Origin of the sequence: Mesorhizobium montanum, from assembly GCF_033977145.1 — a bacterium.
Taxonomy (GTDB): Bacteria; Pseudomonadota; Alphaproteobacteria; order Rhizobiales; family Rhizobiaceae; genus Mesorhizobium; species Mesorhizobium montanum.
On the sequence record NZ_JAVIJF010000004.1, the window covers coordinates 1 to 26,856 of the forward strand.

Sequence of the window (26,856 nt, forward strand, 5' to 3'; positions counted from 1 at the left end):
CCGCTTCAGGACCAAGCCTTCAAGCTTCTCGACCTCGATCCGATGCGTGTCCAGTAACCGAAAAATCTGATCGTCAAATTGGCGAGTCGGTTCAAGGCCTTGCACAGCTCACAAACAGAAACTTCGGTTTAGGTAGGCAGTTGCCGTGATCGCCCCAACTCCGGGAATCGACATCAGCAACTGGCATTGCTGGCTTCTTCGCGCTTCAGCAAGGAGTTGCCTGCTCAACCTGGCTGCCTGGAGACGCAGACTACGCCACGCTTCGAGCAAGGGCAGGATTGTCCTCGAAAGTCCGACATTGTCGGCCAGGAGGAAGCGAACCTGCACCTCGAATTTGCCGCCCGTACCGCACGGAACGATAAGGCCGAACGTCTTCATCAATCCCCGGATCTGGTTCGCCACGTCCAGTGTCGTCCGCATGAGTTTCGTTCGAGCCGCGACCAATGTCCGAGAAAGTCGCGCCGCAGCACAGATAAATCTGGTCGGTCGGCACCACCGTGATCACCTGCTCAACTCCGCCATGACGATGCGCAGCGCTGTCGGATCGGCGGTCCCATCGATCCGCAATCGCGCACTGTTCGCAAAGGCCACGACGATTCTCCCGGCCGGGTCCGGGCAATCGGCGACGGGGCTTTCGACCTGGGCCAGATCGCTCACGTCGACGCGCGCGAAGGTGGCCACTGCCTGATCGGCATCGGGCTGGTCGCCGGCCATCTGCTTGCGCCACGCATAGAGCTGTGGACGGAGCCAAACCGAACGCTTGCGCGACCTCCGTCACCGACGAACCCGCCGCGCTCGCCAGGTCGACCAACGCGCGCTTCTCGGCGCAACTCCACAGCCTCCGTTGCCGTACGCGGCCGGGCATCGTTGCACCATCTTCAGCCGCCGCAGTGCTGCTGATCTCGGCGACCACATCGCCCTCTGCATGTTCCAATGTCATGGCGCGAAAGCTCCATGTTCATCGGCCTATTGCAAGGTGCCTTCACGCATTGCTTACGATGGTCGTGAAGCTGAGGATGACAATTAGCGCGAGAGGGTTTCTCAAGCTACTTCGCATTGGACGATCTTAGTTTTTGGGTCCGATTTCGTGAATGCGCCTAGACACTTTGGTGTTCTACTATTGGAACGCCGCAATGTGAGAGCTTCTTGCAAGGCTGCTGGATGAAAAGAAACCGCCACATCTATTGCGTAGGGAACAGCTTGCGCACTCATCGGCGTATTCATTTTTCCAATCGCTGATCGAACGTTTTGCGTACTGATGGATGGAGCCATCAAGAAGGCAGAGCTGGTGGTTGTAGACTGAGACATTGATCCTAGCGGCAGCCAGATACTGCACTGCAGCCCGCAGCTCACTTCGATAGTCGTACGGGTCCATCCAGAGCTTGTCCATGTTTGCCCTCGTGAAGCCGGTAATCTCAAGCCCCATAAACGTCACGTGATCGACGAAGGTCAGGTTCCTAAAAATGAAATCCGACAGGTCGGCTAGACCCTCGTAGGTCTGCTTGTGAACGACGACTCGTATCTCGACCTCAGCTCCGACAGCCTTCAGGTTCATGATCCCGCGGATAGTCTCATCAAAAGCGCCCTTGGATTGAACCACGTAATCATGAACTTCAGGGTCCGCGGAATAGATCGGTATGCCCAGCGAGAGGCGACGATGGCCAATCGCTTGATATCTCTGCGCGAAGGCCTTGTCCTTGAATGTCCGGCCGTTTGAAAGAATGTGGATTGGCGTTGCAGGTAGGTGGTCCCTAGCGCAAGACAAAATCTCGAAAAAGTCCTCGCCGACCAGCGTTGGCTCCCCACCTGTGATCCCGAGAAACGGTGTCGATGCGGGCAGCAGCGGCAGCACGTCTATGATTTCTCGCGCCAGCCAGCGATCATCAACATCTTTTGGCGGCTGAGAGCACATCAAGCAAAGATGGTTGCACCTTTCGGTCACGAGGAAATAGTTCGCGTTGGCCTCCTTTCGAAACAGGACGCGCACCGCCTTTCGATCCGGCGCAAAGCGGATGACGTCCCCTTCGCCGAGATAGGAGAAGTAATCAGGTAGAACGATCAGCCGTCGGTCTGAGAACAGTTTTTCCGCCTCGGCCTGATGCTCTTCAAAGGTCACGACCCATTGGCAGCCGGGGTCTGACGTTTTGCCCCGAAAGAGATAAGCATCATGGTTCGGATTGGGGTTGGGACCGGTCGGTGAGGTCACCAGACGGAGGGCCGCTCGAGGGGCGGACTCTTCGATATTGGCTGACGCGGCGAACCCGCTCAAACGCAGCATCTTAGTTCGCCCAGCTCAAAAATAGTTCTCGCGTGGCAACATCGCTTTCCATGAGCGCGATCAGCCTCTTGAAGATGGACATGTTTCGGTTGCAAAAGCCCGAACGAGTCTTCAGACCGACGAAGTCGCCATGCGTGGCAGTGTGGAATACCGGATCGGAACCACAAAAGGGTTCATAGGCGCATTCCGAGCACATTGGGACTGAGCCTGCGAAGGATTGCTCGATCGGATCCAACAGAGCGTCGGCTCCAAAGATTTCCGCATAGGTGTTTTCATGGACATTTCCGAGCAGGAACGTCTTGTCGCCCATTTCGGCTAACATCCGCGCCTCGTCGGACGCGTACACGCTGGCGTCATAATTATAGACAACGGCCGAGATACCGATGCCAGCTGGGCTCATAAGGTCTACGTATCCCGGCTCGAATGGCGTCAGCATCTTTGTGAGGATGGTAGCCGCGTAAAACTCCTTGAATGGAATGCCAATCCGATTGAGCTCAAGGATGTAGTTCAGCCCTTCGAAATAGAAATCGAGCCAGCGGTCCACGTCATAGGCGGAATAGAACTTCGTCTTGACTGCGAAACCATAGGGAGAAAGCGGACGAAGGAATATCCCGGGGAACTGCAAACTGACGTATTCGTCGATTATCGTGCGGACTTGCGAGAGGCTGGCCTTCGTAGTGGTCATTAACGCGCTGACGCGTTCATGGCCGAGGGCCTTTCTCGCCTTGTGAATGCCCGCGACAGCCAACTCGTAGCTGTTTTTCCCGGGACGCGGACGATTGGCGTTGTGAAGCGCAGCCGGCCCATCAAGCGATGTCGAAATCAGGATGCGGTGCTGGCGGCAAAACTCCAGGATTTCGTCCGTGATGACGGCGAGGTTTGTCGTGATGACGAACTGCAAGGATCGCCCGGCAACCTGATTGATCTCTTCAGCTCTGCGCACGACATGCTGGATCAGCGGAAAGTTCAGCAGCGGTTCGCCGCCTTGGAATTCGATTTTGATCGCTAGGCTTGGGGATTGAAAAATCAGGGCCAACGCTTTCTCGGCAGTCTCCTCCGACATGTCGAAGGCCGAGCGATCTTCACTCTGACGAGACACCTGACAGTACGGGCAGGAATGCTCGCACCGCAGGGATACGACCATTATGTGAAGCGAGGTAAAGTTCTCGAGCCTCTTGGCCTTGGTGCGAACCTTCAGCGCCAGCAGGTCTCGCCCCAAATTTGACGAGGCGTCGAAAAGGAACTGTCGGCTGCGAAGACGAGAGTATGCCGGGTGGTTGCTTGGGAGTTCATGCTTGACAAAGGAAGCCAGCACAGCGCGCGGCAATACCAGATATTCACCGGCTTGGTTCGTCAGGACATACCGCTCGTCGTCGAGCGGCGAAAAACGGAAGTAGGCCAGCTGGTACGTGTCATCCGCTGATCGGCGAAAGTCGCTCGCCGGGGCAAACCTAGTCATCCGACTGCAGGCCCGATCTGGAGAAGGCCAACGCCAATATCGCGTTCCTAACTGAAGTTGTTTCGGCGGCGATCGTGCCTCGCAGGTCTTGATCCAAAACCTCGAGTTGCAGCCTCTCTATCGCTGCGTCGGCCGAAGCTCGCCCGACCGCCTTGCTAAAGTTGATCGTGCAGATTGTGAAGCCATCTTCGATAGTGATTTCAACAGCAGCGTTCCCGGTTATCCGGTACGCTGCGCGCTTCACACAGTCGAGGCCGAAGACAGACAGATCAAACTTGGCTTGGGCAGTCCGGACGAGCTCGCTATCGCGAGGAGCGTCCGTCATCAGCAATAGCTGTAGCCAGAGCAGTGAGACCCGTGACTAGCATGGCTCGAATGGCTGGTGTGGTACGCCATGATAACGTCCGTACCATTGGAGCGGTCGAGCACCTCACCGTAGCCAAGGTCCGCCGGGACAGTGCCAGCTTCAGCCAGCTTGCTCGAAGTCTGATTCGCCGATTCGACAAGCGCTGCGGTCTGCACTTGGCCGCCAAGGATCATCGTGGCCGACAAGGCCATTGGCGATAGAAAACTACGTTTTGACATTATCCAAACCCCCGTTTGCACGGATTCATTAGCAAAGCCGGTCAATCTGGGCAAGTACCACTTGCGCGAAAAGGCTTAAGCCTTCACTAATATGATTGTTCAATACTGTATTGTTGCGGTGATGGGTTCCGCGTTCTGTGCACGAGGCTCGTCACGCATGTTCATGTTTTGTGCTTCATTAATGTTGCAACCAAGTTCGAATGTCGCGCAGCCAGCAAAGTAGAAATGTCGCAATCCGGTGCTGCCGGCTGCGACGCCAGCGCCCGATCGGGCGTCAGCTGGTCGGGGTTGCGCAGCCCGATCGGGGGGCGATCCAGTAGATCTCCGTCGGCTTTAGCTTTGAGAGCCGCGTGGCCCTCTTCGAGCTAAAAGCCGGCGTCCGTTGTCGGTTGAGTCTTCCGGTTGATTGGAAACTCGTCCAGCACTGCGAGGACATCCGCAATACGATGCCTATCGCTCTCTGAGAGTGTCAGATCGACTTTGACGGCCTGGCTCTCGACCTTGGCTGCGGGCAGTCTGGCAAACCCCTGCTCACGCCGCACGACGACCGCGGGGTCCTTTGTGAAATCCGCCTTCCGACCGGGCTTGCGGCCACGCTTCACATAGCCATTGCTCTGGCTGCCGTCGGGAATGCCGAACATGTGGTTCGTCTGTCCGGTGCGCCGCGGCCCGCGCTGGCTGCGATGAAGCTCCCGGCCAGCCTGCATCTGGGCGACCAGGTCCAGGGCAGCATCAAGTCGCTTGTTCTCGACAATCTCTGATCTATGAACCGAACGCAGCTTGTCGAAGGTTCTGTAGGGTAGGGCGATGCCGTCGTGCGTGACCTCGAGGCGACCGTCGGGATAGTCGCAGACGACGACCTTTTTGCGGGCAAGCCGCTTCGCGGTATCGGTCGGATCGAGAATGAACAGCACCTTGTCGTAGCGCAGCGTCAAAGCCTGAGACAGCGTGCGAACCTCCTTGCGGCACATGGCGCCGTCCAGATTCTCATGATCGGCGAGGGGGCGGTGCATATCCTTCGGATTGCGGGGTTCCTTGCCGAAGCGTGCGTTGAAGTCCGCCATGAACTCGGGCGCATAGGCATTGGCCGCTTCGATCGTGCTGATGTCGCGCAGGCGCAGTTCCTTCACAAGCCGGTCCTGGAGCGTTTGGTTGGCGCGCTCGACGCGACCCTTGGCCTGTGGGGTGTTGGCACAGATGATATCGATGTTGAGTTCATAAAGAGCCCGGCCGAACTGTGTCAGGCCGCTGCTTCTATCCTTCTCGGAACCATGGGTCGCTCGGAAAATGCCATGCTTGTCGCTGTAAAACGCAAGCGGCTTGCCCCATTCCCGCAGATACGCCTTTGCCGCGTGAAAGTAGTCGAACGTGTTCTCGGAGCCGGCAAAGCGCAGATGAAGCAGCTTGCCGGTCGCATCGTCGATGAAGACGAGCAGGGCGCATTTGGGCCCACGGTTCTCGAACCACCAGTGATGCGAGCCGTCGATCTGCACCATCTCGCCCAAGCAGTCTCGTCGCCCGCGCGGCTGATGCAGCCGCTGCTTGCGTTCACGGCGCGACGTCCAGATTCCAGCCTCCGTCATCCACTTTCGGAGCGTCTCCTTGCTGACCGCGAGCTGATGCCGTTCGATCAGCTTCTCGCGGGCAAGCGTTGGACCGAAGTCGATGTAGTGTTCGCGGATCAGCTGAAGCACGAAGTCGCGAACACCATCGACAATGCGATTGTTGGAACGCCGGCCACGCGCCTTGTGCCGGAGAGCTGCAGCGCCATCCACCTGGAACGTCTTCAACAGCCGCTGGACCTGACGAACTGAAACGTCGAGCAGGTTTGCCGCTGCAACGCCTGTCATTCGCTGCTCAATAACCTTCGACAGAACCTCGATACGCCGCAGCTCGCGTTCGCTCATCAGAACCAGTCCCAATCTGCAATCTCCCGCGCTCTCGAACGCGGGGAGATTGGCAAGGCAGGAGTGACATTCCTACTTTGCCAGATCCGGACATTTTAACTTAGCTGCTACAATTAAAAGTCGCATAAAAGGCAGTCTGGAATTTGCAGAAATTTCCAGAAAACCGCCACCCTCTTCACGGTCTCAGATCGCGTCGAACCTGCCGGCATCGCCAAAATCCGCGGACGACTTTCCTTGGATCGGGGTTGCGCGGTGTCAGAGTCGCTTCGGCATCCAGGCTATGCATTGTTCCAGGCGTTCCAACCTAGCCTTTTGCGAACGAAGCTGGTGACCTACGTTAAGCAGATTGGATTTGCCTTTGGAACCAGCCGCATTGATCAATTCGGATTCGAGCAAAGCTATCCGATCGCGCATCTGCTGAGCCTCCGTCAATCGTATTTCTCTAATCCAGCCTAGGCCGCGCATATTCAACGATCACCATCCATGCAGCGTGGATTAGCATCCGAAAACTAACGCCAGCAGATTCGAAAAACTCGCATTTTAAGCGTTGCTAAAATTCGCCGCGCTGTCCTACGTTTGCGCGCGTTCCCGACCGCAGATGACGGCACCTCTTTTCTCGCCCTTCTAGTTTCAGAATAATCTTAATTGACTTGGTAACGGCTCTTTCAGAGCCTCTAGCTAAAGAAACAGTGCCAATCTCCAAAGAAACAACATGACGCCTCGCGCCAAGCGTATTCTAGGCAAATCAATAGTCGTGACGATAATTGCAATCGTCGCGACCTTTGCTCTGTCGTTCACGGCAAGACTCGCCTTGCACATGCCGATCGATTGGCTGAGCTGGGTGGAATGCACCCTCATTCCCATCCTGATTGGAATGCCCGTCGGTGCCTACATCTTCGCCCAGTCGGAAACCATCCAAGACACCTGTGACAAGTTGGAGAAGTCGTATGCAGCCCTGAGAGAGACCCACGACAGGCTGGCGTTCGTGACTAGCCACGACCCGATGACGGGGCTTCTTAGCCGCGGCGGATTCATGGCAAGGATGGACAGGAAGCGCGATGAGGGTGAATACGACACGCTTCTCGTTATCGACCCCGATCACTTCGCCTTGTTCAATGACAAGCACGGACATTCCAAAGGTGACGAGGCCTTGGTTCGAATCGCAAAAGCGCTTGTCTATCTGACGCGCCCTGGCGATTCAATTGGGCGCCTTGGGGGCGAAGAGTTCGGGGTCCTGCTGCGAGGGGTCCGCAAAGAGCAGGCAATGACCATGGCGGAGAACATCCGCCGTCTTATCGAGGGGATGCCCTGGATCAAAGGACAACAGGACGATCTAAAGGTGACTGTCAGCATCGGGGGTGCGGAAATCCCTCCCAATGCAGATAGTCAGGATATCCTTCGCACAGCAGAACGATGCATTTTTGAAGCGAAACAGCGTGGCCGGAACCGCGTTTCGTTCGACTACGAAGCAATCAGATTCCGAGTCGTGACTTCATAGCCGACCTCGCTTCGGGCGGGTTCCTTCGGGTGCGGCGCTACTCAGTAAATCAACCATCGTGAGTTCAAAACGAGAGCCACACGCCGCAACAAATTGCCTTAAACGGAGCGCATCAAATTCCTGATGCCGTGCCAATCGGAAGCCGTAGTCTTCGATTTGTACCAGGCTGCCTCAACGCGAAGGCGGTTGTCGGTTGCGATGATCCGCCGCTGTCCCCCAGCAAAGGCGGCACTCTACGAAATCCATGATTTCCCTCGGGCGCGACGCGGCTCCTTCCCATCAAGCCGTCATCGCCGTGACAACACATGCTGCGATAGTCGCAACCGACCTCGATCAGTGGCCTCTTACACAGACAAGCCGTTCAGCAGGTCGGGGGAAATGAAATGAACGCCGAAGTTTTCAGCAGCCCCATCTTCGTGAGGCGTGCCACGGTTATCGTGCAAGAGATTGCCGGCCTTGCGGACGCAATCGATTTTCTCGATGAATGGCCGGAAGATCGCAGAGACTTGATCCATCAAACCGCCCTTCGGGCGTGCTTTGACGCCCACGACGGGCACAAGCCTATAGGCGCGGCCCACAATGCCTTTCTCGGCTTTGCGAAACGGGCCGGGATTTTGGAAGACCCAAACTCCGCGATGCAATGGGTCGCTGCCTGCAAATCGGGAAGCGGAAAGGTGCAGGTGTAGACTGGCGCTTGGGTGAGATTGGTCGAAAGAAGGCAGCGCCGAGCCTTGGAAGCCGGCGCAACCCAAATTCGCCAGTTCCCTTGTGGCGCAGCCGGCGCGACTTGCCGGTGGCCGAGTTCATCGCCTTGAAGCAGAGCGGATGCGACTGGCGAGGCAGGTCAGGCGATCTTAATATCCGCTGCACCGGGAGCTTGCTGAATGGCGTCCTTCGTGACCTTTCGACGGCAGGGACGGCCAGACGGGGTAGGACCTTAGCCGAATCCCGACCTGACCCAAATCAATTCGCGCAGAATGGTTCGATCCAATCGCCACTTGCTCTGGACGCAGGCTATCGACAGCACAGGTCGGCGATCCCGTTACGCGAGACGCGATGTCTCTTCGAAATACGCGCCGATGATGGAGGCGACACTCTTGCGGGCAACCGGCGGGCTGAACAGGAACCCTTGCAACTCGCCGCATTTTTCGGCGCGCAATGCCTCCAACTGCACGACCGTCTCCACCGCCTCGGCCGTGGTATCGATGCCGAGGTTGGTGCCGAGGCCGATGACGGCACGGACGATGGCGAGCGACTCTGGACACCGGCCGATCTCGCGGACAAACGACCGGTCGATCTTGAGGCCATTGAATGGAAACTGCCTGAGGTAGCTCAGGCTGGAGTAGCCAGTGCCAAAATCGTCGAGCGCAATGCGCACGCCGAGCGATCGAAGTTGCTTGAGAATGGCGAGGTTGGTGCTGCTCTCGGCCAGCAGCACCGACTCCGTGATCTCAATCTCCAACTGGTGCGCCTCCAGCCCGCTGCCGGCCAGGGCCAGTCCTCCTCCGACGAGATTCCCTTTGCGGAACTGCACCGGCGAGACGTTGACGGACAGCACCAGATCGCGCGGCCAGGGCCAGTCCTCCCGGCATGCCATCGCAAATACCCAGCGGCCGAGTTCGTCGAGTTTGCCGGTTTCCTCTGCGATCGGGATGAAATCCGCGGGCGACACCATGCCGCGGCGCGGATTTTGCCAGCGCAGCAGGGCCTCGAACCCGCGGAGCTTTCCGGTTTGGGTCCGGATGATTGGCTGGCAATGCAACTCGAACTCGCGTTCGATCTCGGCGCCGCGCAGCTCTATCTCCAGCGCACGCCGCTCGCGCTGGCGCATGTCCATCCCGGCTTCGAACCAGCGGAAGGTACCCTTGTCCGATTGCTTCGCTCGATAGAGGGCGAGATCGGCGCATTTCAGTAGGCTGTCGATGTCGGCGGCGCCGTCCGGGACCAGCGCAGCGCCGATACTCGCGCCGATCACTATCTCGGCGCCGTCGACCTGAAGCGGCGGAGTGATCGGGATGTCAAAGCTAGTTTATCTTGCAGCTGGAGCCGTCCGCCGCCGACCGGGCTAGGCAACCCTGACCATCTCCATCCGGTCGGCGGCTTGCGTCTTCGTACTTTGCAAATATTGTAACTTGCGAACGAAGTAATAATCGCATTTATAAGTTGGCTACTTTGTCTCACTTTAAATAGCATTGACAAAAATGCAGCCAATCACTTGCTCAGTTTCGGGAGACCCGAATGTCGTTTTGCCTACCTGACGGCCCCAATGTCGCCGTATAGGGCACGCCGTCAATGGTGAAATTCGTCTGCGGCCGAGACGAGCTCGGCAACACTTCCTTGTAGTGCATTCCGCGCATCAGGTCCATTGACGCCCGTTGATTGCCGTGTTGCCAGCCCGAGACGTAGATGTTTAGCTCTGGCACTGGAGGCGGCGCGTAAGGCATGTATGGTGCCCCAAAGATCGACGCTGCGGCGCCTTGCTCCCACGATGGGCCTGGCTGATTGACGCTGGGCGCCGGTGAAGGCGCACCCTGCCAAAAACTCGACGAGTTGGCCCCCCAATTCTGGGGCGGCGCCTGGTTCCATTGATCGACGCCCGCCCAAACCTCCGCCGAATTGTGACTGGGCGGTGGAGAGGCGCCGCGCCACCCTGCCTCCGTCGCATCATACGAGTCCCAAAGGTGGTCTTGATTGTAACTCGACACCCGCGACGGGGACGATTCGTGCTCTGGCTGATTGACGCTAGGCGCCGGCGAAGGCACACCCTGCCAAAAACTCGACGAGTTGGCCCCCCAATTCTGGGGCGGCGCCTGGTTCCATTGATCGACGCCCGCCCAAACCTCCGCCGAATTGTGACTGGGCGGTGGAGAGGCGCCGCGCCACCCTCCCTCCGCCGCATCATACGAGTCCCAAAGCTGGTCTTGATTGTAACTCGACACCCGCGGCGGGGACGACTCGTGCTCTGGCTGTCTAGCGCTACCCTCCGCAGCCCCCGACGTACCCTCCCCAAGAGTCTGACGGTAGTTCTCAATCATGCGCAGCCCTGCCGCGACCCGCTTGTCACCCCCACAAAGTTCCTGGGCATAATTCTTGAGCGCCTCGCCGCTGACTCCACAGAGAGACAAGCCGTAAACGCTGTGAAGCCTGTCAGATAGCTTCCGGAGCCCGGAACCATATTCGACCACGGTATGACCCGCTATAGTGTTACCAGCCCGAGCGAAATCACCCGCCCTCTGGATGAGGTCATCGTCTCCAGGAGCGAACTGATACCGCCTCCCAGTGCCCGCCTGCGACGAACCCTCCCCGGAAGTCCCACGGTACCGCTTAAGCATGTTCAGCCCCTTCACGACTTGGCTTTCACCTGCGCACAGTGTGCGAGCATAGCTCTTTAGCGACTCGCAGCTGAGGCCAGAGAGAGACAACCCATAAACGTCGTGAAGCCTTTCAGATAGTTTCCGAAGGCCTGAACGGAACTGATCTACGGCCGCACGCCCAGATCTCTGCAACTCCATATTACCCGCGCTCTGGATGAGGTCCTCGTCTCCAGGGGCGGCCCTATACCTCCTCCCATGATCCGGAACGTTCGGCTGGGCCGCCCCTTCGAGGTGCTGCTCAAAGTGGCCTTGCGCAGCCTCCTCAGGTTGTTCCGCCTGCCCCGCCTGCTGCTGCGCCGCCAAGGCGAAGTACGCATTCGGATCGAATCCAAATAGATTGAAGTTGCTCGGGTCCATCATAGTCTCCTAAGGTGCATGCATCACGTATGCATGGGCCCCAGACGCTACTCTGGTTAACTGTCCAAGAACTGACGAACGCCTACGGTCCTTCAGAAAACTGGACCAGTCCTTTTTGTCTGGTTCTTACTGCGCGCAATTAGCTCTAAGAATTCATATCGGTAGCACTCTCCGGTATCGAGTGCTAAAAAATTCGTGCCGCCCTCTTGAAATGCGTGTTTCAGATGATATGGGGCGAGCGGCGAGGGTGTGGCATCCTTCGGCGCTCCAAGATCATCCAGCAGAAGGAGCGTCCCCATGTCGCAATCTTTTGACGCGAGCCGGTCCCTTACCGCTCTTGAACAAGATAACACGATCGTCGCCGTCATCGAAATGAGCAAGGCGAAGTGGCTGGTCGCCGCGCTGGTTCCGGGCTTCAAGCGCCAGCCGCTCAAGAAGCTCGATGCCGATGCGCCAGCTCTGTTGAAACTGCTGCAGCGCTGGCGCGACGAAGCCGGCCAGGCCGGGCACCCGATCAAGCGCATCGCCGTCGCCTATGAGGCGGCTGGCGACGGCTTCTGGTTGGCGCGCTGGCTGCGGGGACAAGCCATCGAGGCCTACACCATCCACCCCGCCAGCGTTGCAGTGTCGCGCGAGCACCGCCGCGCCAAGACCGATCGCCTCGACACTGAGCTATTGATGCGTGCCTTTCTTGGCTGGCTGCGCGGCGAAAAGCGCCATTGCACCATGGCGGCGATCCCGACCATGGAAGAGGAGGACTCGCGGCGACCGAGCCGCGAGCGCGAGCGCCTGGTCGGCGAGCAGACGCGGCTCGTCAACCGCATCAAGGCGATCCTCGCCCGCTTCGGCATCCGCCACTTGCGGTTGAGCCTGCGCCAGGCTGCGGACAGGCTCGAGGCCGTCCGTACAGCTGAGGGGACGGCGCTGCCGCATAACACCCGCGCCGAGCTCCACCGTTTCCTCGAGCGGCTCAGCCTGGTGCGCCAGCAGATCCGCGCCATCGAACAGGAACGGGAGCGCAAGCTCGCCACCGGCCCGGCGGCGGAAAACGACCCGCACGCGATGGTTCGCCTTATCGCACGCATCATCGGCATCGGCGTCGAGACGGCGGACATGTTGGTCCACGAGATCCTGTCACGCGGCTTGCGCGACCGCCGCGCCGTAGCGCGCTATGCCGGGCTCACCGGGTCGCCGGACGAGAGCGGCCAGCGCCGCCGTGAGAGGGGGCTGGCACGTGCCGGCAACGCCCGCGTGCGGCGCGGCATGATCCAACTGGCGTGGCGGTTTCTGAGCTTCCAGAAGGACAGCAACCTCGCCCAATGGTTCCAGGCGCGCACGAGCGACGGCCGCAAAACCACACGTAAGACGATGATCGTGGCACTCGCCCGCAAGCTTTTGATCGCCCTGTGGCGTCTCGTCACCACCGGCGAGGTGCCGAACGGCGTCGTCTTGCGTTTGGCATCATGAGGGCACGTGGAAAAAGGAGAACAACGCATACCCCAGTTGGCGGGCCTTTAGCAGGGTCTGCTGATGACGATCCGAGGTGGCGGCAACCCGAGGAATTACATGGTCTTTGAGCCGCGTTTCAGAATGGGCCCGCCGCCCGGAGCTTCGCCACCGATGCGCATGCTGCATCATGGTCGGATCATCGGGATCCACCGCATACAAGTCTGCCGCGCGACCTCCGCGCCTGCTCATGGCGAGCTCGCCTCGGAATCCATCAATGGGTCCCGCAGGAAGGCCCCACCCCGTGGCTAGGCAGCCTGCCGCCATGCTCGTGACCGTCAAAGACAAGTCGCTTCGCGATGGCCTGCAGCCATCCTTGACCGTCACTGCGCGCGGCGGTCAGTCAGAAAGCCCAAAGGCCCGGGACGAGGAGATGGTCGCCAATCGGGCCGAGAAGGAGATGAGGAAAACGAACCAGGATCAAGCCTGACAAATCATAGCCCCATACAGGTAATTCCCGGACAGCCTTTTCGCTAAATCTAGTACAGCGGTGGCGGACGCGGCATTATGACTCGGGCGTGTCGGGTTGAGGTGGGTGGCGGTTTGGCGTGCGGCATGATTCCATCAGACCATGTCGGAGCCACCCGATTCTCGAACGCTGACCCCTGCGGGCCTGCTCGACGTGATCGTGGCAGTTGCGGGCGGAGGTCGCCGGGCTTCGCGCCGAGAATGCGGCTCTGAAGGATGAGATACGGCGTCTGAAAGGTCTACCGCCGCGCCGACGCTGAAGCCGAGCGGGATGGAGCAGTCGTCCAAGCGGAGCTCGCCTGCGGCAACGGGTCCGAAGCGGGTGGTCCGCTATGGTTTTGCCCCGGTTACTCCCAGCCGACGACAGATAATTCTGGGCTCGGGCCCTCAGGCAGCTGGCTGACCGTCGCTTGATCTCCGGGCGAAATGCCGTCCGAATTTCTCCGCCCAGCTTCGAATGGTGTGATGCGTGACGATGATACCGCGGGCCGACACCATGTCCTCAACCATGCGGAGGCTGAGCGGAAGGCGAAAGTAGAGCCATACTGCGTGCGCAATGAACTCGGGCGGGAAAGCGGTGGCGACGATAAGCGGATCATGAGCAACTTTCTGACATCGTCCATGTACGCACATTCTTCATCAGCCGTCAGTTAACTTTACGGGGCCTTCAGATCACCATGCTGAAGCAGAAGAAATTACCAAGGCTCTAATCGCCTGGATGACAGTTCAGCGGCAGGACAAACCTAACAATTGTCCCACACACGACAATTGTGCGCCCTGTGGGTTGAGGCTCGTGCGCGAGAGCCTCTTATCGATAAGCGACTGGACCCTATGGAACTTCCGAGTTTCTTCGAACACCTTTACATATGTGGCACGAAAGTTGCTGTTCCTCCTTGCGGCGTGCTGACACCAGGAAGCCTGGCGTACGGCAACATGACTGGAGTGGCATCCGCCAAACCAGTTCAGGTACTCACACGGAAAAGGAATGCACCATGCAGAAGAAGATCGCAGAAACCACCACGGTCATCCGTACGACCGGCACGGTCTAAATGACCTGGCAGAGAGGCAATGCGCCACCCTCCTCAATCGAAAACGGTGAGCAATATGGTCGATTTTGTACAGTCGAATGCGTTTGCGTTGATTTCGGAGGCGGTTGGCGCCCACGCAATTACATCGGCGTGCTTTATGCGACGCTGGGCAAGCCTGGTGGCGATGCGCCGGACTATCCTGGATAGACCAGCGGATCAGGTCCTGATGGGTCGACATCCGTTTTTGGGGCGTCGCGTCATTGGCGCGGTACCGGATCGCCGCCACATGGCCAAAATCGCAGCTTCGGGCCGATTAGGCCGAATACGCAGCCGCGTTCATGGCCAAAGCGGGCACGTCTTCTCGGCCTGCCGAACGCGATCCAATTCGTCGCCTAGATGACATCGCCATCGAAAAGCGCTGGCAAGGCGAGCGGCTCAAGCTGGCACGGGTTTTGCCCAGCGGTTGTTGGAGCGGCGCCACGACCGCCAGCCTTGGGAGCTTCGTTGCCGATCGCGTCATGCGTCGTTTGTTTAGTGAGGTGAAATGCGATCTGGAGTTCTAATTTGGGGTGGGGCAATAGTTGCGTTCGCCGCATGCGGTGCAGCCAATTCGGCCAATCTCAACAGGATGGTCGAGCCGGGACCGGCGGTCTGGGACTGGACCGGAGGATATATTGGCGTCCACGGCGGCGGAGGCTATGGCGGCACGTCCTTTAGTGATCCTTATGGCCCATCGATTTATGGAGACGTCGTCAGCACTCCGGTGTTCCTGGCCGGAGGCCAGCTCGGCTACAATTGGCAAAGAGATAGGTTGGTATTCGGCGCCGAACTCGACGCGAGCTACGCTGTCTCCGACGGCACAAACAGCTGCTTTGCCTTCTCAGGCACTGCTGTAATAGACACCTGCCACGCAGGTCCGAACTCCTTTTTCACAGCGACCGCACGTGTCGGGTACACGTTTGGCCCGCAGGGCCAAATGCTGGCCTACGTCAAGGCAGGCGTAGCTTGGCAAAACAATCGTGGCGAGATCGCCAACAACAACGAATTTTTGAGGCAGGACTTCCCTGGGTTCGGACGGCACACAACACATTTCGATTATGGTCGCTTCGGTTGGAGCCTCGGAGCTGGCGTTGAGCAAGCGCTCTCGCCTGATTGGTCTGTCAAATTCGAGTACGACTATATGGGTTTTAGCGGGACGCGTTTAACGACTCCTTCGACCGTGCAGTACCCACCTCTTGGATTCGTCTCCACCAGCAGCAGCAATTTATCTAGTAGCTATCACGTGGGAAAGGTCGGCCTGAATTACCATTTTGGCGTCTCCCCGCGATCTATGGGACGGAATGATACACTACTCTCGGACGGGGCGACAGAAGCCCAGCCTATTGTATATACAGGCGATTGGTCCTTCGAGGGTGGCTCACGGGCCTGGCTCAGCCGGGGGATATTTCAGTGGGATTACATCCTTGCGCCACCAACACTTGGGGATGAGAGCATCCCCAGCTCAAGGCTGACGTACAGGGGGTTGGACGGCCTTTCGGGCGAATTTTTCGGACGCCTTGATAGCCCCTGGGGGATATTCTTGAAGGGCAACATTGGCGCCGGACGCTTCGACAAAGGACGGATGAACGACGAAGATTCGAGCATTGACAAACTCGCCTACAGCAACACCTTACACGGCCAAGCAAATGGAAAGTTCGCGTACTACACGGCTGATGCGGGCTTCAACTTTCTGCGCGGTAGCACCTATAAACTGGGTGCATTCGTCGGATGGACCTATTACGGCCAGAAGTCGGATTCGATCGGATGCGTGCAGATCGCTTCGCCGTTCGCTCCATGCCAGGTGCCAATGCAGCCTCTGATCACTGGCCGCCAAGAATCCGATTGGAATGCGCCGCGCATCGGCCTTTACGCCGAGACTATGCTGCTTGAGCGCTGGCGTGTGAGCGCCGATGTTGCTTACCTGCCGTGGACGGACTTCCGTGGTCGTGACGACCACTTTCTTCGGTCTAGACCAACTTTCTACGATCAGCGGGGGCAAGGTGGCGGGGGCGTTCAGGTGGAAGGAGCACTATCCTACTTCTTCAACAAGAATTTCGGCATCGGCATTGGTGCCCGGTACTGGGCAATGTGGACGAAGAACAACAGCAGTGTTACCTATAACTGCATCTGCGATGACGTCGGCAACATTGTTAAGCAGCCTGCTCTTGCTAAGTACAGCATGGAGCGATGGGGCACGTTCATAGAGCTCTCCTACAGGTTTGACTGAAACGTATATTTATGGCTTGAAGTCTGTTTAAACCGCTGTTGCCGCAAAGAGCACCCGATTGCGCGGTGTTGGCCTGTAGCAGCTGGGGAAGGCTTCTCCCCAAACTTGAAGAGGGGTCGCATGGGAGGCAAAACCTCAGGCCGAGTGCCAAAGACGACAGTTGGCGACCTATCGGTCGTTTCACATTGGTCAATCCTGCGCGATGGTAGGTGCGACGCGCCATCGCCGCGCCTCCAGGTCACCGGCGCCGCCGATGTATCAAGTTGGTCCGGGGGGACGCTCCTGCTTTCGAGTTAGCGTCGCACGAAGATGTTTTCTCGGCAATGGACGCATGCTGGCTCGCCTATGCAAGGTTCATGGGTAGGTTACCGCCGGAGGAGGCTGTGGCGGAAGCCTAGAAGGGCACTCCGGAGATGAAGCTCGTTGCGCTTCGCACCACGCCAATCTCTGTCGGCGGCCGATTGGCCGCCCGCGCGGCCGGCGCCCCGCTCACGACAATCGACCAGACGATGGAGCAACTACACTTGGCCTCACTCGGTGACGTCTCGCCATTCGTCCTGAGGGCGCCGACGCCGACACCATTTCACGCCGGTCGTCTGCTCGATCTCGATTTCGCCGTCCCGCAGGCGGTGCTGCCCGCCACGTGATCGGGCAGCCGCTGATCGGGTTGGAGCTGGACAGGGCTCTAGCCGCCGGTAACGCCCATCCATTGCATGTGTAATGCATAGCAAGTGACATCGTAGGGCGTTGTGCGACCTTCGTCAGCATCGAATTAGTGGCCCCGGCAACGCCGATCATAGAAGTCCGCTTGTGCCTCACTTGCAGGCAGTTCTCACATTCGATATCGCCATGATGTTCGGACCATGGAGGTCAGACGCGGCCCGACTTGCCATTGAGGTCACCAGGACGAATGCTGTGCCGCACGCCTCGCCGGGGCGGTCTGCCCCGCGTCCCGCCTCAGGCGGCGCTATGTTGACGCTCCTTAGGCGCCCTGTTGAACCGGTCTCGGCGTCCGAACCGGCTCGACGATGAAATGAAATGTCCTGCGGCGGACATTTCATCGTATGCGCTTTGTACGTCCTCCTTTGCTTTGACCGCATACGCGGCGCGGCTAACGCCGGAATTGATAAAGTTCTCGGCGGGAGAGGGACCGTTAGCAGGGAAGGTTCAGGCGGCTCGGGTCTGAAGCGAGGGTCAGATGCCGCCCATGCACAGATACTTCATCTCCAGATAATCCTCGAGCCGGTGGCGCGACCCCTCCCGCCCGATCCCGGACTGTTTCACGCCGCCGAAAGGGGCTGCCTCAGACGACATTCGCCCGGTATTGATGCCGATCATGCCGTATTCCAGCGCTTCGGCCACACGCCAGACGCGTTGCAGATTGGAGGCGAAGAAATATGCGGCGAGGCCATAGATCGTGTCGTTGGCCGCGCGCACCACCTGGTCCGGATCTTCGAAGCGGATGATCGGCGCCAGAGGCCCGAAAGTCTCCTCCCGGGCCACCTCCATGTCGCTGGAGATACCGGTCAGAACCGTGGGCTCGAAGAACGTGCCGTGGGAACCGATCCGCTCCCCTCCGCATTGAATTACGCTGCCCTTCGCCACGGCGTCGGCGACATGCGCCTCAATTTTGGCAAGGGCATGCTTGTCGATCAGCGGCCCGATCGAAACGCCTTCCCCGAAGCCGTCGCCCACCGAAAGCTGGCTATCATGAAAAACAGGACGCCCTTGAGGCCTAGCCGCCGCGCACTCTGTGTATCTGCCCTAACCTGATCAGCGAAAGCCTTGCCGGTGAGGACGGTGCGCGCTTCTTCGGCATTGATGCCGACCTCCTTAGCAAGCTCGACCAGGGTACATATCGCCCAGCGTCTTACGGTCGCTGAAATAGGCTCTGAACAGGCGCTCCTCCATCCCCGTTTGTACGCCAAGGCGTGCGTGCGAAGTGGATCAGTCGGTGTGCATCGAACGAGTTGCCGTAGCGCCCTCGATCGAAGTTGTATTCGAGTCCTTCATGCGCGCCGTGCGAACGCATTTCCGACAAGGTATCATTGAGATTCTTGTTCGTGATGGGTGGCGCATCCGGGCTGATAGCTGCGCCAGTTGACCTCCACCTGGTTTGCGATGTTCGAACCCGGACAGCGCGTTGTCGAAGCGATGTTTGGCGATGTAGCACCAGGGGCAGACCATATCCGACCAGATCTCCACTTCATGGCTTTCTGATTACTGGCTCCTCGCGAGCGTCCGTGAGTGGCGAGATGAATATCGATGTTCATGCGCACGTCCATGAGCTTCCATGTCGGATTGCAAATGGCCGGCAGTGCCAGGAGCGGCCCGCACAAACTCTCTGCTCGACACTTTATCGAACAGAAACTTTGCCGGATGTCCTTTGGACAGTTTCATGCCGAGCTTCGTCCTTCCATAGGAACCAACCGCTAACCCGCCGTCGGCGGGACCGTCCTTGAGGAACGCGCTGCGCACCAAAGTCCAGTCGAGGTCGGAGTCTGCAACCAATTCGCCGGTCGCCTTGATGTCGTCGTAGGAACTCCGTGCGATTACCTTGAACAGCGTCACCAAAGCCTTCGATTTCAAGCCGAAGCCATCTTCTGGATCGCGGTAGCTCGCGGTCGAAACCTGGATAAGTCGCCCGAAATTCAGTTCGTTCATGATCGAAATCACGTTCCGAGGTTCATTCGTGACTACACAATGGAACGACCGACCGATTACGGTTGACGGCAATACATAGCGAGTCATCGCATCCAATCGTACGTGAGGCGCATTCGTAATTGTGCCTGGCCGCGCGATGCTACGTTGCGTTATCCAGCGAGACTAGCCAATGACGCCCACGAAGCTGTTAATCGGGCAGATCGCCGTTGTGTTCGCGATCGTCATTCTTGGGGTGTGGACGTCGACGCAATGGTGCGCTCACATGCTCGGCTATCAGTCGCCGCTTGGCGTCCCATGGTTCGTCGTAGCCGGCTGGCCGATCTACAAGCCGTGGAAACTGTTTGAATGGTGGTTCCATTTCGACGCCTACGCGCCCGAGATATTTGATCAGGCCGGCGCGCTGGCCGGCGCCAGCGGGTTCTTGGGTTGCGCAGCCGCGATCGCTGGTTCGCTCTGGCGCGCGCGGCAAAGAGGGTTGGTTTCCACCTACGGCTCCTCGCGATGGGCCACGACGCTAGAGATCGAGAAGGCAAGGCTGTTTCTGCCGGCCGGAGTTTTCCTGGGCAAATTGAAGGATCGGTATCTTCGCCATGATGGGCCGGAGCATGTGATGGCCTTTGCTCCGACACGTTCAGGCAAGGGAGTCGGATTGGTCGTTCCGACGCTCCTTTCCTGGACTGGCTCGGCCGTCATTCATGACATCAAAGGCGAGAACTGGCAGCTGACCTCAGGCTGGCGGTCGAAGTTCTCATACTGCCTTTTGTTCAATCCGACCGATCCACGATCGGCGCGCTATAATCCGCTGCTGGAAGTGCGCAAAGGTCCAAACGAGGTCCGCGACGTTCAGAACATTGCCGACGTCTTGGTCGATCCGGAAGGTGCGCTCGAGCGACGAAATCATTGGGAGAAGACCAGCTATTCACTGTTGGTCGGCGCGATCCTGCACGTGCTCTACGCCGAAGAGGAAAAGACGCTTGCACGCGTCGCCACTTTCCTGTCGGACCCTCAACGTTCGTTTGCCTCGACACTGAAGCGCATGATGACGACAAACCACCTCGGCGCGGCGAACAAGCCTCAGGTCCATCCCGTTGTAGCCTCGGCAGCACGCGAGGTGCTCAACAAGTCAGAGAACGAGCGTTCAGGCGTTCTCTCGACTGCAATGTCGTTCCTCGGTCTCTATCGCGATCCGACCGTGGCCGCGGCAACATCGGCCTGCGACTGGCGCATTGCAGACCTTATGGATGCCGAACGGCCGATGTCGCTCTATCTCATCGTTCCGCCGTCGGACATCTCGCGCACCAAGCCGCTGGTTCGACTGGTCCTCAATCAGGTCGGAAGACGGCTGACCGAGCGCCTGGAGGGTGATCCGAAGAAGAGCCGGAAACATCAACTGCTCATGATGCTGGACGAGTTCCCGGCGCTCGGCCGCCTCGATTTCTTCGAGACGGCGCTCGCCTTCATGGCGGGTTACGGCATCCGCGCCTATCTGATCGCGCAATCCTTGAACCAGATTTCCAAGGCGTACGGCGAGAACAACGCCATTCTCGATAATTGCCATGTGCGAATTGCCTTTTCCTCAAATGATGACCGCACGGCCAAACGGATTTCGGACGCGCTCGGCACAGCGACGGAACTCAGATCAATGCGCAACTATGCCGGCCACCGGCTGGCACCTTGGTTGTCGCACGTCATGGTCAGCCGCCAGGAGACTGCTCGTCCGTTGTTGACGCCAGGCGAAGTGATGCAATTGCCGCCCTCGGACGAACTAGTGCTGGTTTCGGGATTGCCGCCGATCCGCGCTCAGAAGCTGCGCTATTACCAGGATCAGAATTTTACCGAGCGGGTACTTCCTTCACCGGTGCTGCGCGACGATCCCTACGCGGACTGCCCCACGTCGAGCCCGGATGACTGGAGTGGACAAGTGCGCAGCTTCGACCGCCGTCTTGCCACCGACGACGAGAACGCCGGCGCGACAATTGAAGGTGAGGGCGGCGTTCAGCAGCAGCGCCATCCCGGTTTGCCTGAAGAACAAACCGTAATCGCTAAAGAGCCTGATCAGAGCGATCTGTTCGACTCCACGGACGACGATGGCGAGGCGGTAACCGACAAGCGCGTCATGGACCGGATTTCTAATGCCGCCCGCGCCTACGGCATCAATGAGGGCAGGGGCGACGACAAGGACATCGTTCCCGGCTTCTGAAAGGCCGCTCCAGGCAAAGCGCACGTCAGCGTAGATAACGGCCATAAGCGATTTTGAGCATCTGGCCGATGCTTGTTCGCATCGCCGGCGCAATGCCGGCCCGTCAGAACGAGCCGCTATGAAGTCCCACCGCATTCGTCATCAGTTTCTTCTCGAGCCGGAGCTCAGCGAGAAACTGGACAACCTCAGCCGCAACCCCTCGACCACCAAATCCGCGGTCGTGGCAAAGGCGATCGAAGCCTTTATCGAGCGGCGGGGCGAGAATGAGCTCGACCGGCGCTATGGTGTAAGGCTCGATCGTCTTTCCCGCGACCTTGGTCATGTCACGCGCGATGCAGAGATGATCCTGGAGAGCCTGGCGCTCTTCATCCGCTTTTCGATCACGCTCCATGCTCATACGCCGGTCCCCGACAAGGCAACGCAGGCGATTGCCCAGGAGCGTTTCGACAAATTCGTCGAGCAGGTCGGACGGCAGATCGCTTCCGGGAAACGCTCGCTCGGCAAGGAGAATAGCGGGGGAGGCGAAGGATGAGCTCTCATCCCGAAGTCGACCATCGCCGGCGCGCGATGTTGCGCACCGCAATGGGCCCGGCGATCACCGACGCGCTGGCAGATACGTTGGTCATCGAGGTGATGGTCAATCCTGATGGTGCGCTGCGGCTCGACCGTCTCGGAGAAGGCCGGATCGACACTGGCGTGTCCATGCACCCGTCGGAAGCGGAGCGCATCATCCGTCTGGTCGCATCCCATGTGCGCGCCGAGGCGCATGCCGACAATCCGATCGTCAGCGCCGAACTGCCGTCGGGCGAGCGCTTTGAGGGCCTGCTGCCACCGGTGGTGCTGGCGCCATGCTTTGCCATCCGCAAGCCGGCCGCAAAGCTCTACACGTTAGACAACTATGTCGCAGACCGGATCATGCTGCCGCTGCAGGCCGATGCCCTTAAAAAGGCGATACGCGAGCGTCGCAACATCCTGGTCGCTGGCGGCACATCATCCGGCAAGACGACCCTTGCCAATGCGCTCTTGGCCGAAGTCGCCGAATGCGACGAGCGGGTAATCCTGATCGAGGATACGCGCGAATTGCAATGTGCGGCCAAGGACTGCGTTGCCTTGAGAACAAGGCGCGGCTCGGTCACCCTCGCCGATCTCGTTCGCTCGACGCTACGCCTTCGACCCGATCGCATCATCGTCGGCGAAGTCAGAGGCTCGGAAGCGCTCGACATGCTGAAGGCCTGGAACACCGGGCATCCCGGCGGCATAGCCACCGTCCACGCCAACTCGGCACGCTCTGCCCTTTATCGCATCGAGCAACTCGCTCAGGAAGCCGTCGTCACTGTCCCCCGTCGGCTCATCGCCGATGCGATAGATCTGATCGTCTTCATCGCCGGGCGTGGATCCTCGCGCCGCATCGACGCGATCGCCGAGGTCACCGGTCTCGACGGCAGCGGCGACTACGCCGTCACCCAACTCATGCTTCCCCAACTCCAACAGTTCTGAAAGGCCAGTTCATGCGCAAGAAGCTTCGCTTTCTTTCGTCCGCCGCGCTCGCGTTCTGTCTTACGGCTCCAGCACACGCTGCCGGCTCTGGCATGCCGTGGGAACAGCCGCTGCAGCAGATACTGGAATCGGTGCAGGGACCGGTGGCCAAGATTGTCGCGGTGATCATCATCATCACCACCGGTCTGACCCTAGCCTTCGGCGACACGGCAGGCGGTTTCCGCAGGCTGATCCAGATCGTGTTCGGACTGTCGATCGCCTTCGCGGCATCGAGTTTCTTCCTCTCCTTCTTCTCCTTCGGCGGCGGGGCACTCGTCGGATGAGCACTGGAGAGCAACACATTGAGGGCTTCGAGGTGCCGGTCCACCGGGCATTGACGGAGCCGATCCTGCTGGGCGGTGCGCCACGAGCGGTGGCAATCCTCAACGGCACGGTTGCCGCGGCGATAGGCCTTGGCTTGCAGCAGTGGATTGCTGGACTGGTGCTTTGGATCGCGGGCCACACGTTAGCGGTCTTCGCTGCCCGTCGCGATCCGGACTTCGCCAGTGTGCTTGTCCGCCACCTTCGTCTGAGGGGGTGGCTTGCATGCTGAACCTGTCGGAATATCGCGGCAAAGCCGACCGGCTCGCCGACCATCTGCCCTGGGCTGCATTGGTGGCGCCGAGCATCGTGCTGAATAAGGACGGCAGCTTTCAACGGACGTTGCGGTTCCGCGGTCCCGATCTCGAAAGCGCGACGGAAGCCGAACTCATGGGCATTTGCGCCCGGGCGAACAATGCCCTGAGAAGGCTCGGGTCAGGCTGGGCACTGTTCTTCGAGGCCGAGCGCGTCGAAGCGCTTGGCTATCCGCACTCGCATTTCCCCGACGCGGCCACATGGCTGGTCGACGAAGAACGCCGCGCCGCTTTTGAGGGCAAGGTCGCGCATTTCGAAAGCCAGTATCACCTGACCGTGGTGTTCATGCCACCGCCGGACAGCCACGCTCGGGCGGAAAGCGCGCTCGTCGATACCCATCGTTCGGAGGGCGAAAGGGACTGGCGCCAGGAGCTGGCGCGGTTTCGAGATGAGACCAACCGCCTTCTGGATCTCCTGTCGGGCTTCATGCCCGAAGTGCGCGTGCTCGACGATGCCGAGACGCTGACCTATCTGCACGGCACCGTCTCCACCCGCCGCCATCCTGTCGCCGTGCCGGAAACGCCAATCTATCTCGACGGCATTCTGGTCGATGCGCCGCTCACCGGCGGATTGGAGCCGACGCTGGGCGAGCGGCATCTGCGCACGCTCACCATCCTTGGTTTTCCCAACCTCACCCGGCCCGGACTCCTCGATGCCCTCAATCATCAGGATTTTGCCTATCGCTGGATGACGCGCTTCATCCCGCTCGACAAGACGCAAGCTACGAAGACGCTAACACGGCTCCGGCGGCAGTGGTTTGCTAAGCGCAAGTCGATCGTCGCCATCTTGCGCGAGGTTGTCACCAACGAGCCCGTCCCGCTTGTCGACAGCGATGCCGACAACAAGGCGCTCGATGCCGACGAAGCACTTCAGGCATTGGGCGGCGATCATGTCGGCTTCGGCTATCTGACCACGACCGTGACGGTATTGGATGAGGACCGTCAAGTCGCCGCGGAAAAACTTCGCGCCGTCGAGCGCATCGTCAATGGGCTCGGCTTCACCACGATCCGCGAAAGCGTCAATGCGGTCGAGGCGTGGCTCGGCTCATTGCCAGGCCAAGTCTATGCCAATGTGCGGCAGCCGCTCGTTCACACGTTGAACCTTGCCCATCTAATGCCGCTGTCGTCGGTGTGGGCCGGTCCGGTTGCGAATGAGCATCTCACCAAAGCCACCGGCACCGAAGCCCCGCCGCTTCTCGTGGCCGAGACCAGCGGGTCGACACCGTTCCGGCTTTGCACCCATGTCGACGATGTCGGCCACATGCTGATCGTCGGCCCGACCGGCGCCGGCAAGTCGGTTCTGCTTGCCATGATTGCTCTGCAGTTCCGACGCTATGCCGGCGCGCAGGTCTATATCTTCGACAAAGGCAATTCGGCCCGCGCCGCAACGCTTGCCATGGGCGGCGAACACCATGCGCTGGGGGCTGCAGGCGCGCTCGCCTTTCAACCGCTGCGCAGCATCGGCGATCAGGCCACCCACAGTTGGGCGGCCGAATGGATCGCCGGGCTCATTGCCCATGAAAACGTCACCGTCACGCCAGAGGTGAAAGAGGCAGTCTGGTCGGCGCTCACCAGTCTTGCCACCGCGCCGGTTGAGGAGCGCACGCTGACCGGCCTGTCGGTCCTGCTTCAGTCCAACGCCCTGAAGTCCGCTTTGATGCCCTACACGCTCGACGGTCCCTTCGGTCGGTTGCTCGATTCTGATGACGATCGGCTGGCCTTGTCCGATGTGCAGTGTTTCGAGACCGAGGAGCTGATGCACAGCCAGGGCGCTGTCCTGCCGGTACTGACTTATCTCTTCCATCGTCTCGAGGAGCGCTTCGACGGTCGACCGACACTGCTTATGCTTGATGAGGCCTGGGTCTATCTCGACAACCCGCTCTTTGCCGCCCGCATCCGAGAATGGCTGAAGGTGCTGCGCAAGAAGAACGTGTCGGTGATCTTCGCCACGCAGTCGCTAGCCGACATCGCCGGGTCTTCAATAGCGCCCGCTATCATCGAGAGCTGCCCGCAGCGCATTTTTCTCCCCAACGATCGTGCCGTGGAACCGCAGGCTAAGGCAGCCTACGAACGTTTCGGTCTGAACGAGCGGCAGATCGAGCTGGTCGCTCGCGCCACACCGAAGCGGCAGTACTATCTGCAATCGCGCCGCGGGAACCGGCTGTTCGAGCTCGGCCTAGGCCCGATTTCGCTTGCGCTTTGCGGTGCCTCCGATCCTGCCAGCCAGACCCTAATCGATAGCGTGCTGTCCGAGCACGGGCAGGACGGCTTTGCCTCCAACTTCCTCAATGCACGCGGCCTCGACTGGGCCGCCGAGCTTCTCCGGCAATTCCCTCAACCAGATAAGGAGCAATCGTTATGATGCGGCGCCGTTTTCTCTCCGGCCTGATCACTCTTTCCCTGATCGCCAAACCGTTGGCCGATTATGTCCAGCCGGCTTATGCCCTCGTCGTGTTCGATCCGTCGAATTATGCGCGGAACGTGCTGACGGCCGCGCGGTCATTGGAGCAGATCAACAACCAGATCCAGTCGCTTCAGAACCAGGCGACCATGCTGCAGAACATGGCGCGCAACCTCCAGAGCCTGGATTTCTCTTCCGTTGGCCAGCTTACCGGTTCGCTCCAACGGATCGACGGTTTGATGGACCAGGCGAGCGGCCTGAGCTTCGATCTCGACAAGCTTCAGGACCAGTGGCGACAGCAATATCCCGAAAGCTATGACGCCACGATCAAGGTCAGCGACGTGGCGAGCGCCGCGCGTGAGCGCTGGCAGAGCGCCATGCAGGGGTTCCGCCAGACCATGGGCGTCCAGTCGCAGATCGTCGAGAATGTCCGCAGCGACGGCGACCTGCTTACCGATCTCGTCAACCGCAGCCAAGGGGCAGCCGGCGCGCTTGAGGCAAGCCAAGCCACCAATCAGCTGATAGCGCTTTCGACCAAGCAGCAGATGCAGATCCAGGCGCTGCTTGCGACCCAGTTTCGGGCTGAGGCTGAGGATGCGGCGCGCAAGGCGCAGTCCGAGGAAGCCGCCCGCCAGACAACGAAGCGCTTCCTGGGTAGCGGCACGGCCTATCCCGGCAACTGATCACTAGCTCT

At 59.5% G+C, this 26,856-nt stretch carries 22 protein-coding genes and 4 pseudogenes; 14 read left to right on the plus strand and 12 right to left on the minus strand.

Annotation, left to right across the window (positions count from 1 at the left end; all coding sequences use genetic code 11):
* Positions 1-129 precede the first annotated feature (129 nt).
* The 6 genes and pseudogenes from RFM68_RS06285 to RFM68_RS06310 all read right to left on the minus strand — a co-directional run.
* A pseudogene (locus tag RFM68_RS06285) lies at positions 130-456 on the minus strand (IS110 family transposase); the annotation flags it as partial.
* A gap of 45 nt (positions 457-501) precedes the next feature.
* Positions 502-714, minus strand: a complete 213-nt coding sequence (locus RFM68_RS06290; RefSeq protein ID WP_320231855.1) for a hypothetical protein — start codon at positions 712-714, stop codon at positions 502-504.
* A 403-nt stretch (positions 715-1,117) separates the two neighbouring features.
* Positions 1,118-2,278: a His-Xaa-Ser system radical SAM maturase HxsC gene (gene hxsC / locus RFM68_RS06295; protein WP_320231856.1), complete on the minus strand. Its 1,161-nt coding sequence runs from the start codon at positions 2,276-2,278 to the stop codon at positions 1,118-1,120.
* 1 nt (position 2,279) lies between these two features.
* On the minus strand, positions 2,280-3,737 hold the full coding sequence (gene hxsB / locus RFM68_RS06300) for a His-Xaa-Ser system radical SAM maturase HxsB (RefSeq protein WP_320231857.1): 1,458 nt from the start codon (positions 3,735-3,737) through the stop codon (positions 2,280-2,282).
* The gene (locus tag RFM68_RS06305) at positions 3,730-4,062 is read right to left on the minus strand and encodes an HxsD-related protein (protein WP_502572767.1); all 333 of its coding nucleotides are present in this window, start codon (positions 4,060-4,062) and stop codon (positions 3,730-3,732) included. Before RFM68_RS06305 ends, hxsB begins: the two co-directional genes overlap by 8 nt.
* 760 nt (positions 4,063-4,822) lie before the next feature.
* Positions 4,823-6,229 (minus strand): annotated as a pseudogene (locus RFM68_RS06310) (ISNCY family transposase); the annotation flags it as partial.
* 712 nt (positions 6,230-6,941) lie between these two features.
* On the opposite strand from RFM68_RS06310, the gene RFM68_RS06315 reads away from it, so the two are divergent.
* Entirely contained in the window at positions 6,942-7,727 is a 786-nt protein-coding gene (locus RFM68_RS06315) for a GGDEF domain-containing protein (protein ID WP_320231859.1), read from the plus strand.
* 383 nt (positions 7,728-8,110) lie between these two features.
* Complete coding sequence (locus RFM68_RS06320; protein ID WP_320212921.1) at positions 8,111-8,413, plus strand: DUF982 domain-containing protein; 303 nt, start codon at positions 8,111-8,113, stop codon at positions 8,411-8,413.
* 356 nt (positions 8,414-8,769) lie between these two features.
* On the opposite strand, the gene RFM68_RS06325 is transcribed toward RFM68_RS06320, so the two are convergent.
* Entirely contained in the window at positions 8,770-9,702 is a 933-nt protein-coding gene (locus RFM68_RS06325; protein WP_347343989.1) for a putative bifunctional diguanylate cyclase/phosphodiesterase, read from the minus strand.
* A gap of 2,053 nt (positions 9,703-11,755) precedes the next feature.
* Between RFM68_RS06325 and RFM68_RS06330 the strand changes: the two genes are divergently transcribed.
* Together RFM68_RS06330 and RFM68_RS06335 are read left to right on the plus strand one after the other, a co-directional pair.
* Complete coding sequence (locus tag RFM68_RS06330; RefSeq protein ID WP_320231860.1) at positions 11,756-12,925, plus strand: IS110 family RNA-guided transposase; 1,170 nt, start codon at positions 11,756-11,758, stop codon at positions 12,923-12,925.
* Between the two features lie 304 nt (positions 12,926-13,229).
* Positions 13,230-13,394, plus strand: coding sequence for a hypothetical protein (locus RFM68_RS06335; protein ID WP_320231861.1), 165 nt, complete (start codon positions 13,230-13,232; stop codon positions 13,392-13,394).
* 434 nt (positions 13,395-13,828) lie between these two features.
* On the opposite strand, the pseudogene RFM68_RS06340 reads toward RFM68_RS06335, so the two are convergent.
* Positions 13,829-14,021, minus strand: a pseudogene (locus RFM68_RS06340) (IS6 family transposase); the annotation flags it as partial.
* 777 nt (positions 14,022-14,798) lie between these two features.
* On the opposite strand from RFM68_RS06340, the gene RFM68_RS06345 reads away from it, so the two are divergent.
* The 3 genes from RFM68_RS06345 (at position 14,799) to RFM68_RS06355 (ending at position 17,373) form a co-directional block, all read left to right on the plus strand.
* Complete coding sequence (locus RFM68_RS06345; RefSeq protein WP_320231862.1) at positions 14,799-15,023, plus strand: hypothetical protein; 225 nt, start codon at positions 14,799-14,801, stop codon at positions 15,021-15,023.
* Complete coding sequence (locus RFM68_RS06350) at positions 15,005-16,726, plus strand: outer membrane protein (RefSeq protein ID WP_320231863.1); 1,722 nt, start codon at positions 15,005-15,007, stop codon at positions 16,724-16,726. Before RFM68_RS06345 ends, RFM68_RS06350 begins: the two co-directional genes overlap by 19 nt.
* Before the next feature lie 413 nt (positions 16,727-17,139).
* A complete protein-coding gene (locus RFM68_RS06355) occupies positions 17,140-17,373 on the plus strand; it encodes a hypothetical protein (protein WP_320231864.1) in 234 nt (77 codons plus the stop codon).
* Between the two features lie 547 nt (positions 17,374-17,920).
* Here RFM68_RS06355 and RFM68_RS06360 read toward each other — a convergent pair.
* The 4 genes and pseudogenes from RFM68_RS06360 to RFM68_RS06365 form a co-directional block, all read right to left on the minus strand.
* A pseudogene (locus RFM68_RS06360) lies at positions 17,921-18,430 on the minus strand (aldehyde dehydrogenase family protein); the annotation flags it as partial.
* Positions 18,379-18,654, minus strand: coding sequence for a DsbA family protein (locus tag RFM68_RS33600; RefSeq protein WP_430694824.1), 276 nt, complete (start codon positions 18,652-18,654; stop codon positions 18,379-18,381). The pseudogene RFM68_RS06360 and the gene RFM68_RS33600, both read right to left, overlap by 52 nt.
* Before the next feature lie 19 nt (positions 18,655-18,673).
* A complete protein-coding gene (locus tag RFM68_RS33605; RefSeq protein WP_430694825.1) occupies positions 18,674-18,931 on the minus strand; it encodes a hypothetical protein in 258 nt (85 codons plus the stop codon).
* Positions 18,932-18,946: 15 nt separating this feature from the next.
* Complete coding sequence (locus RFM68_RS06365; RefSeq protein WP_320231865.1) at positions 18,947-19,477, minus strand: NAD(P)H-binding protein; 531 nt, start codon at positions 19,475-19,477, stop codon at positions 18,947-18,949.
* Positions 19,478-19,559: 82 nt separating this feature from the next.
* On the opposite strand from RFM68_RS06365, the gene RFM68_RS06370 reads away from it, so the two are divergent.
* From RFM68_RS06370 to trbJ, 7 genes are all read left to right on the plus strand, one after another.
* Positions 19,560-21,590, plus strand: a complete 2,031-nt coding sequence (locus RFM68_RS06370; protein ID WP_320231866.1) for a conjugal transfer protein TraG — start codon at positions 19,560-19,562, stop codon at positions 21,588-21,590.
* Between the two features lie 118 nt (positions 21,591-21,708).
* Complete coding sequence (locus tag RFM68_RS06375) at positions 21,709-22,122, plus strand: YlcI/YnfO family protein (RefSeq protein ID WP_320212895.1); 414 nt, start codon at positions 21,709-21,711, stop codon at positions 22,120-22,122.
* Positions 22,119-23,087 (plus strand): P-type conjugative transfer ATPase TrbB, encoded by a 969-nt coding sequence (gene trbB, locus RFM68_RS06380; RefSeq protein WP_320231867.1) that lies wholly within the window; start codon positions 22,119-22,121, stop codon positions 23,085-23,087. Before RFM68_RS06375 ends, trbB begins: the two co-directional genes overlap by 4 nt.
* An 11-nt stretch (positions 23,088-23,098) precedes the next feature.
* Positions 23,099-23,410: a TrbC/VirB2 family type IV secretion system protein gene (locus tag RFM68_RS06385; protein ID WP_320212893.1), complete on the plus strand. Its 312-nt coding sequence runs from the start codon at positions 23,099-23,101 to the stop codon at positions 23,408-23,410.
* The gene (locus RFM68_RS06390) at positions 23,407-23,679 is read left to right on the plus strand and encodes a VirB3 family type IV secretion system protein (RefSeq protein WP_320212892.1); all 273 of its coding nucleotides are present in this window, start codon (positions 23,407-23,409) and stop codon (positions 23,677-23,679) included. The genes RFM68_RS06385 and RFM68_RS06390 overlap by 4 nt, the downstream gene beginning before the upstream one ends.
* Entirely contained in the window at positions 23,673-26,123 is a 2,451-nt protein-coding gene (trbE, locus tag RFM68_RS06395) for a conjugal transfer protein TrbE (RefSeq protein ID WP_320231868.1), read from the plus strand. The genes RFM68_RS06390 and trbE overlap by 7 nt, the downstream gene beginning before the upstream one ends.
* Positions 26,120-26,845, plus strand: a complete 726-nt coding sequence (gene trbJ / locus RFM68_RS06400) for a P-type conjugative transfer protein TrbJ (RefSeq protein WP_320231869.1) — start codon at positions 26,120-26,122, stop codon at positions 26,843-26,845. The genes trbE and trbJ overlap by 4 nt, the downstream gene beginning before the upstream one ends.
* Positions 26,846-26,856: the final 11 nt, after the last annotated feature.

Bases quoted from the DNA above. Each gene is read 5' to 3' on its own strand.
- RFM68_RS06350 (WP_320231863.1), top strand. From the start codon at position 15,005: ATGCGATCTGGAGTTCTAATTTGGGGTGGGGCAATAGTTGCGTTCGCC.
- RFM68_RS06345 (WP_320231862.1), top strand. From the start codon at position 14,799: ATGGCCAAAGCGGGCACGTCTTCTCGGCCTGCCGAACGCGATCCAATT.
- RFM68_RS06385 (WP_320212893.1), top strand. From the start codon at position 23,099: ATGCGCAAGAAGCTTCGCTTTCTTTCGTCCGCCGCGCTCGCGTTCTGT.
- hxsB (WP_320231857.1), bottom strand. From the start codon at position 3,737: ATGACTAGGTTTGCCCCGGCGAGCGACTTTCGCCGATCAGCGGATGAC.
- RFM68_RS06375 (WP_320212895.1), top strand. From the start codon at position 21,709: ATGAAGTCCCACCGCATTCGTCATCAGTTTCTTCTCGAGCCGGAGCTC.
- RFM68_RS06370 (WP_320231866.1), top strand. From the start codon at position 19,560: ATGACGCCCACGAAGCTGTTAATCGGGCAGATCGCCGTTGTGTTCGCG.
- trbE (WP_320231868.1), top strand. From the start codon at position 23,673: ATGCTGAACCTGTCGGAATATCGCGGCAAAGCCGACCGGCTCGCCGAC.
- RFM68_RS06290 (WP_320231855.1), bottom strand. From the start codon at position 714: ATGGCCGGCGACCAGCCCGATGCCGATCAGGCAGTGGCCACCTTCGCG.
- RFM68_RS06335 (WP_320231861.1), top strand. From the start codon at position 13,230: ATGCTCGTGACCGTCAAAGACAAGTCGCTTCGCGATGGCCTGCAGCCA.
- RFM68_RS06315 (WP_320231859.1), top strand. From the start codon at position 6,942: ATGACGCCTCGCGCCAAGCGTATTCTAGGCAAATCAATAGTCGTGACG.
- RFM68_RS06355 (WP_320231864.1), top strand. From the start codon at position 17,140: ATGAAGCTCGTTGCGCTTCGCACCACGCCAATCTCTGTCGGCGGCCGA.
- RFM68_RS06365 (WP_320231865.1), bottom strand. From the start codon at position 19,477: ATGACTCGCTATGTATTGCCGTCAACCGTAATCGGTCGGTCGTTCCAT.
- hxsC (WP_320231856.1), bottom strand. From the start codon at position 2,278: ATGCTGCGTTTGAGCGGGTTCGCCGCGTCAGCCAATATCGAAGAGTCC.
- RFM68_RS06305 (WP_502572767.1), bottom strand. From the start codon at position 4,062: ATGACGGACGCTCCTCGCGATAGCGAGCTCGTCCGGACTGCCCAAGCC.
- RFM68_RS06330 (WP_320231860.1), top strand. From the start codon at position 11,756: ATGTCGCAATCTTTTGACGCGAGCCGGTCCCTTACCGCTCTTGAACAA.
- trbJ (WP_320231869.1), top strand. From the start codon at position 26,120: ATGATGCGGCGCCGTTTTCTCTCCGGCCTGATCACTCTTTCCCTGATC.
- RFM68_RS06320 (WP_320212921.1), top strand. From the start codon at position 8,111: ATGAACGCCGAAGTTTTCAGCAGCCCCATCTTCGTGAGGCGTGCCACG.
- RFM68_RS06390 (WP_320212892.1), top strand. From the start codon at position 23,407: ATGAGCACTGGAGAGCAACACATTGAGGGCTTCGAGGTGCCGGTCCAC.
- trbB (WP_320231867.1), top strand. From the start codon at position 22,119: ATGAGCTCTCATCCCGAAGTCGACCATCGCCGGCGCGCGATGTTGCGC.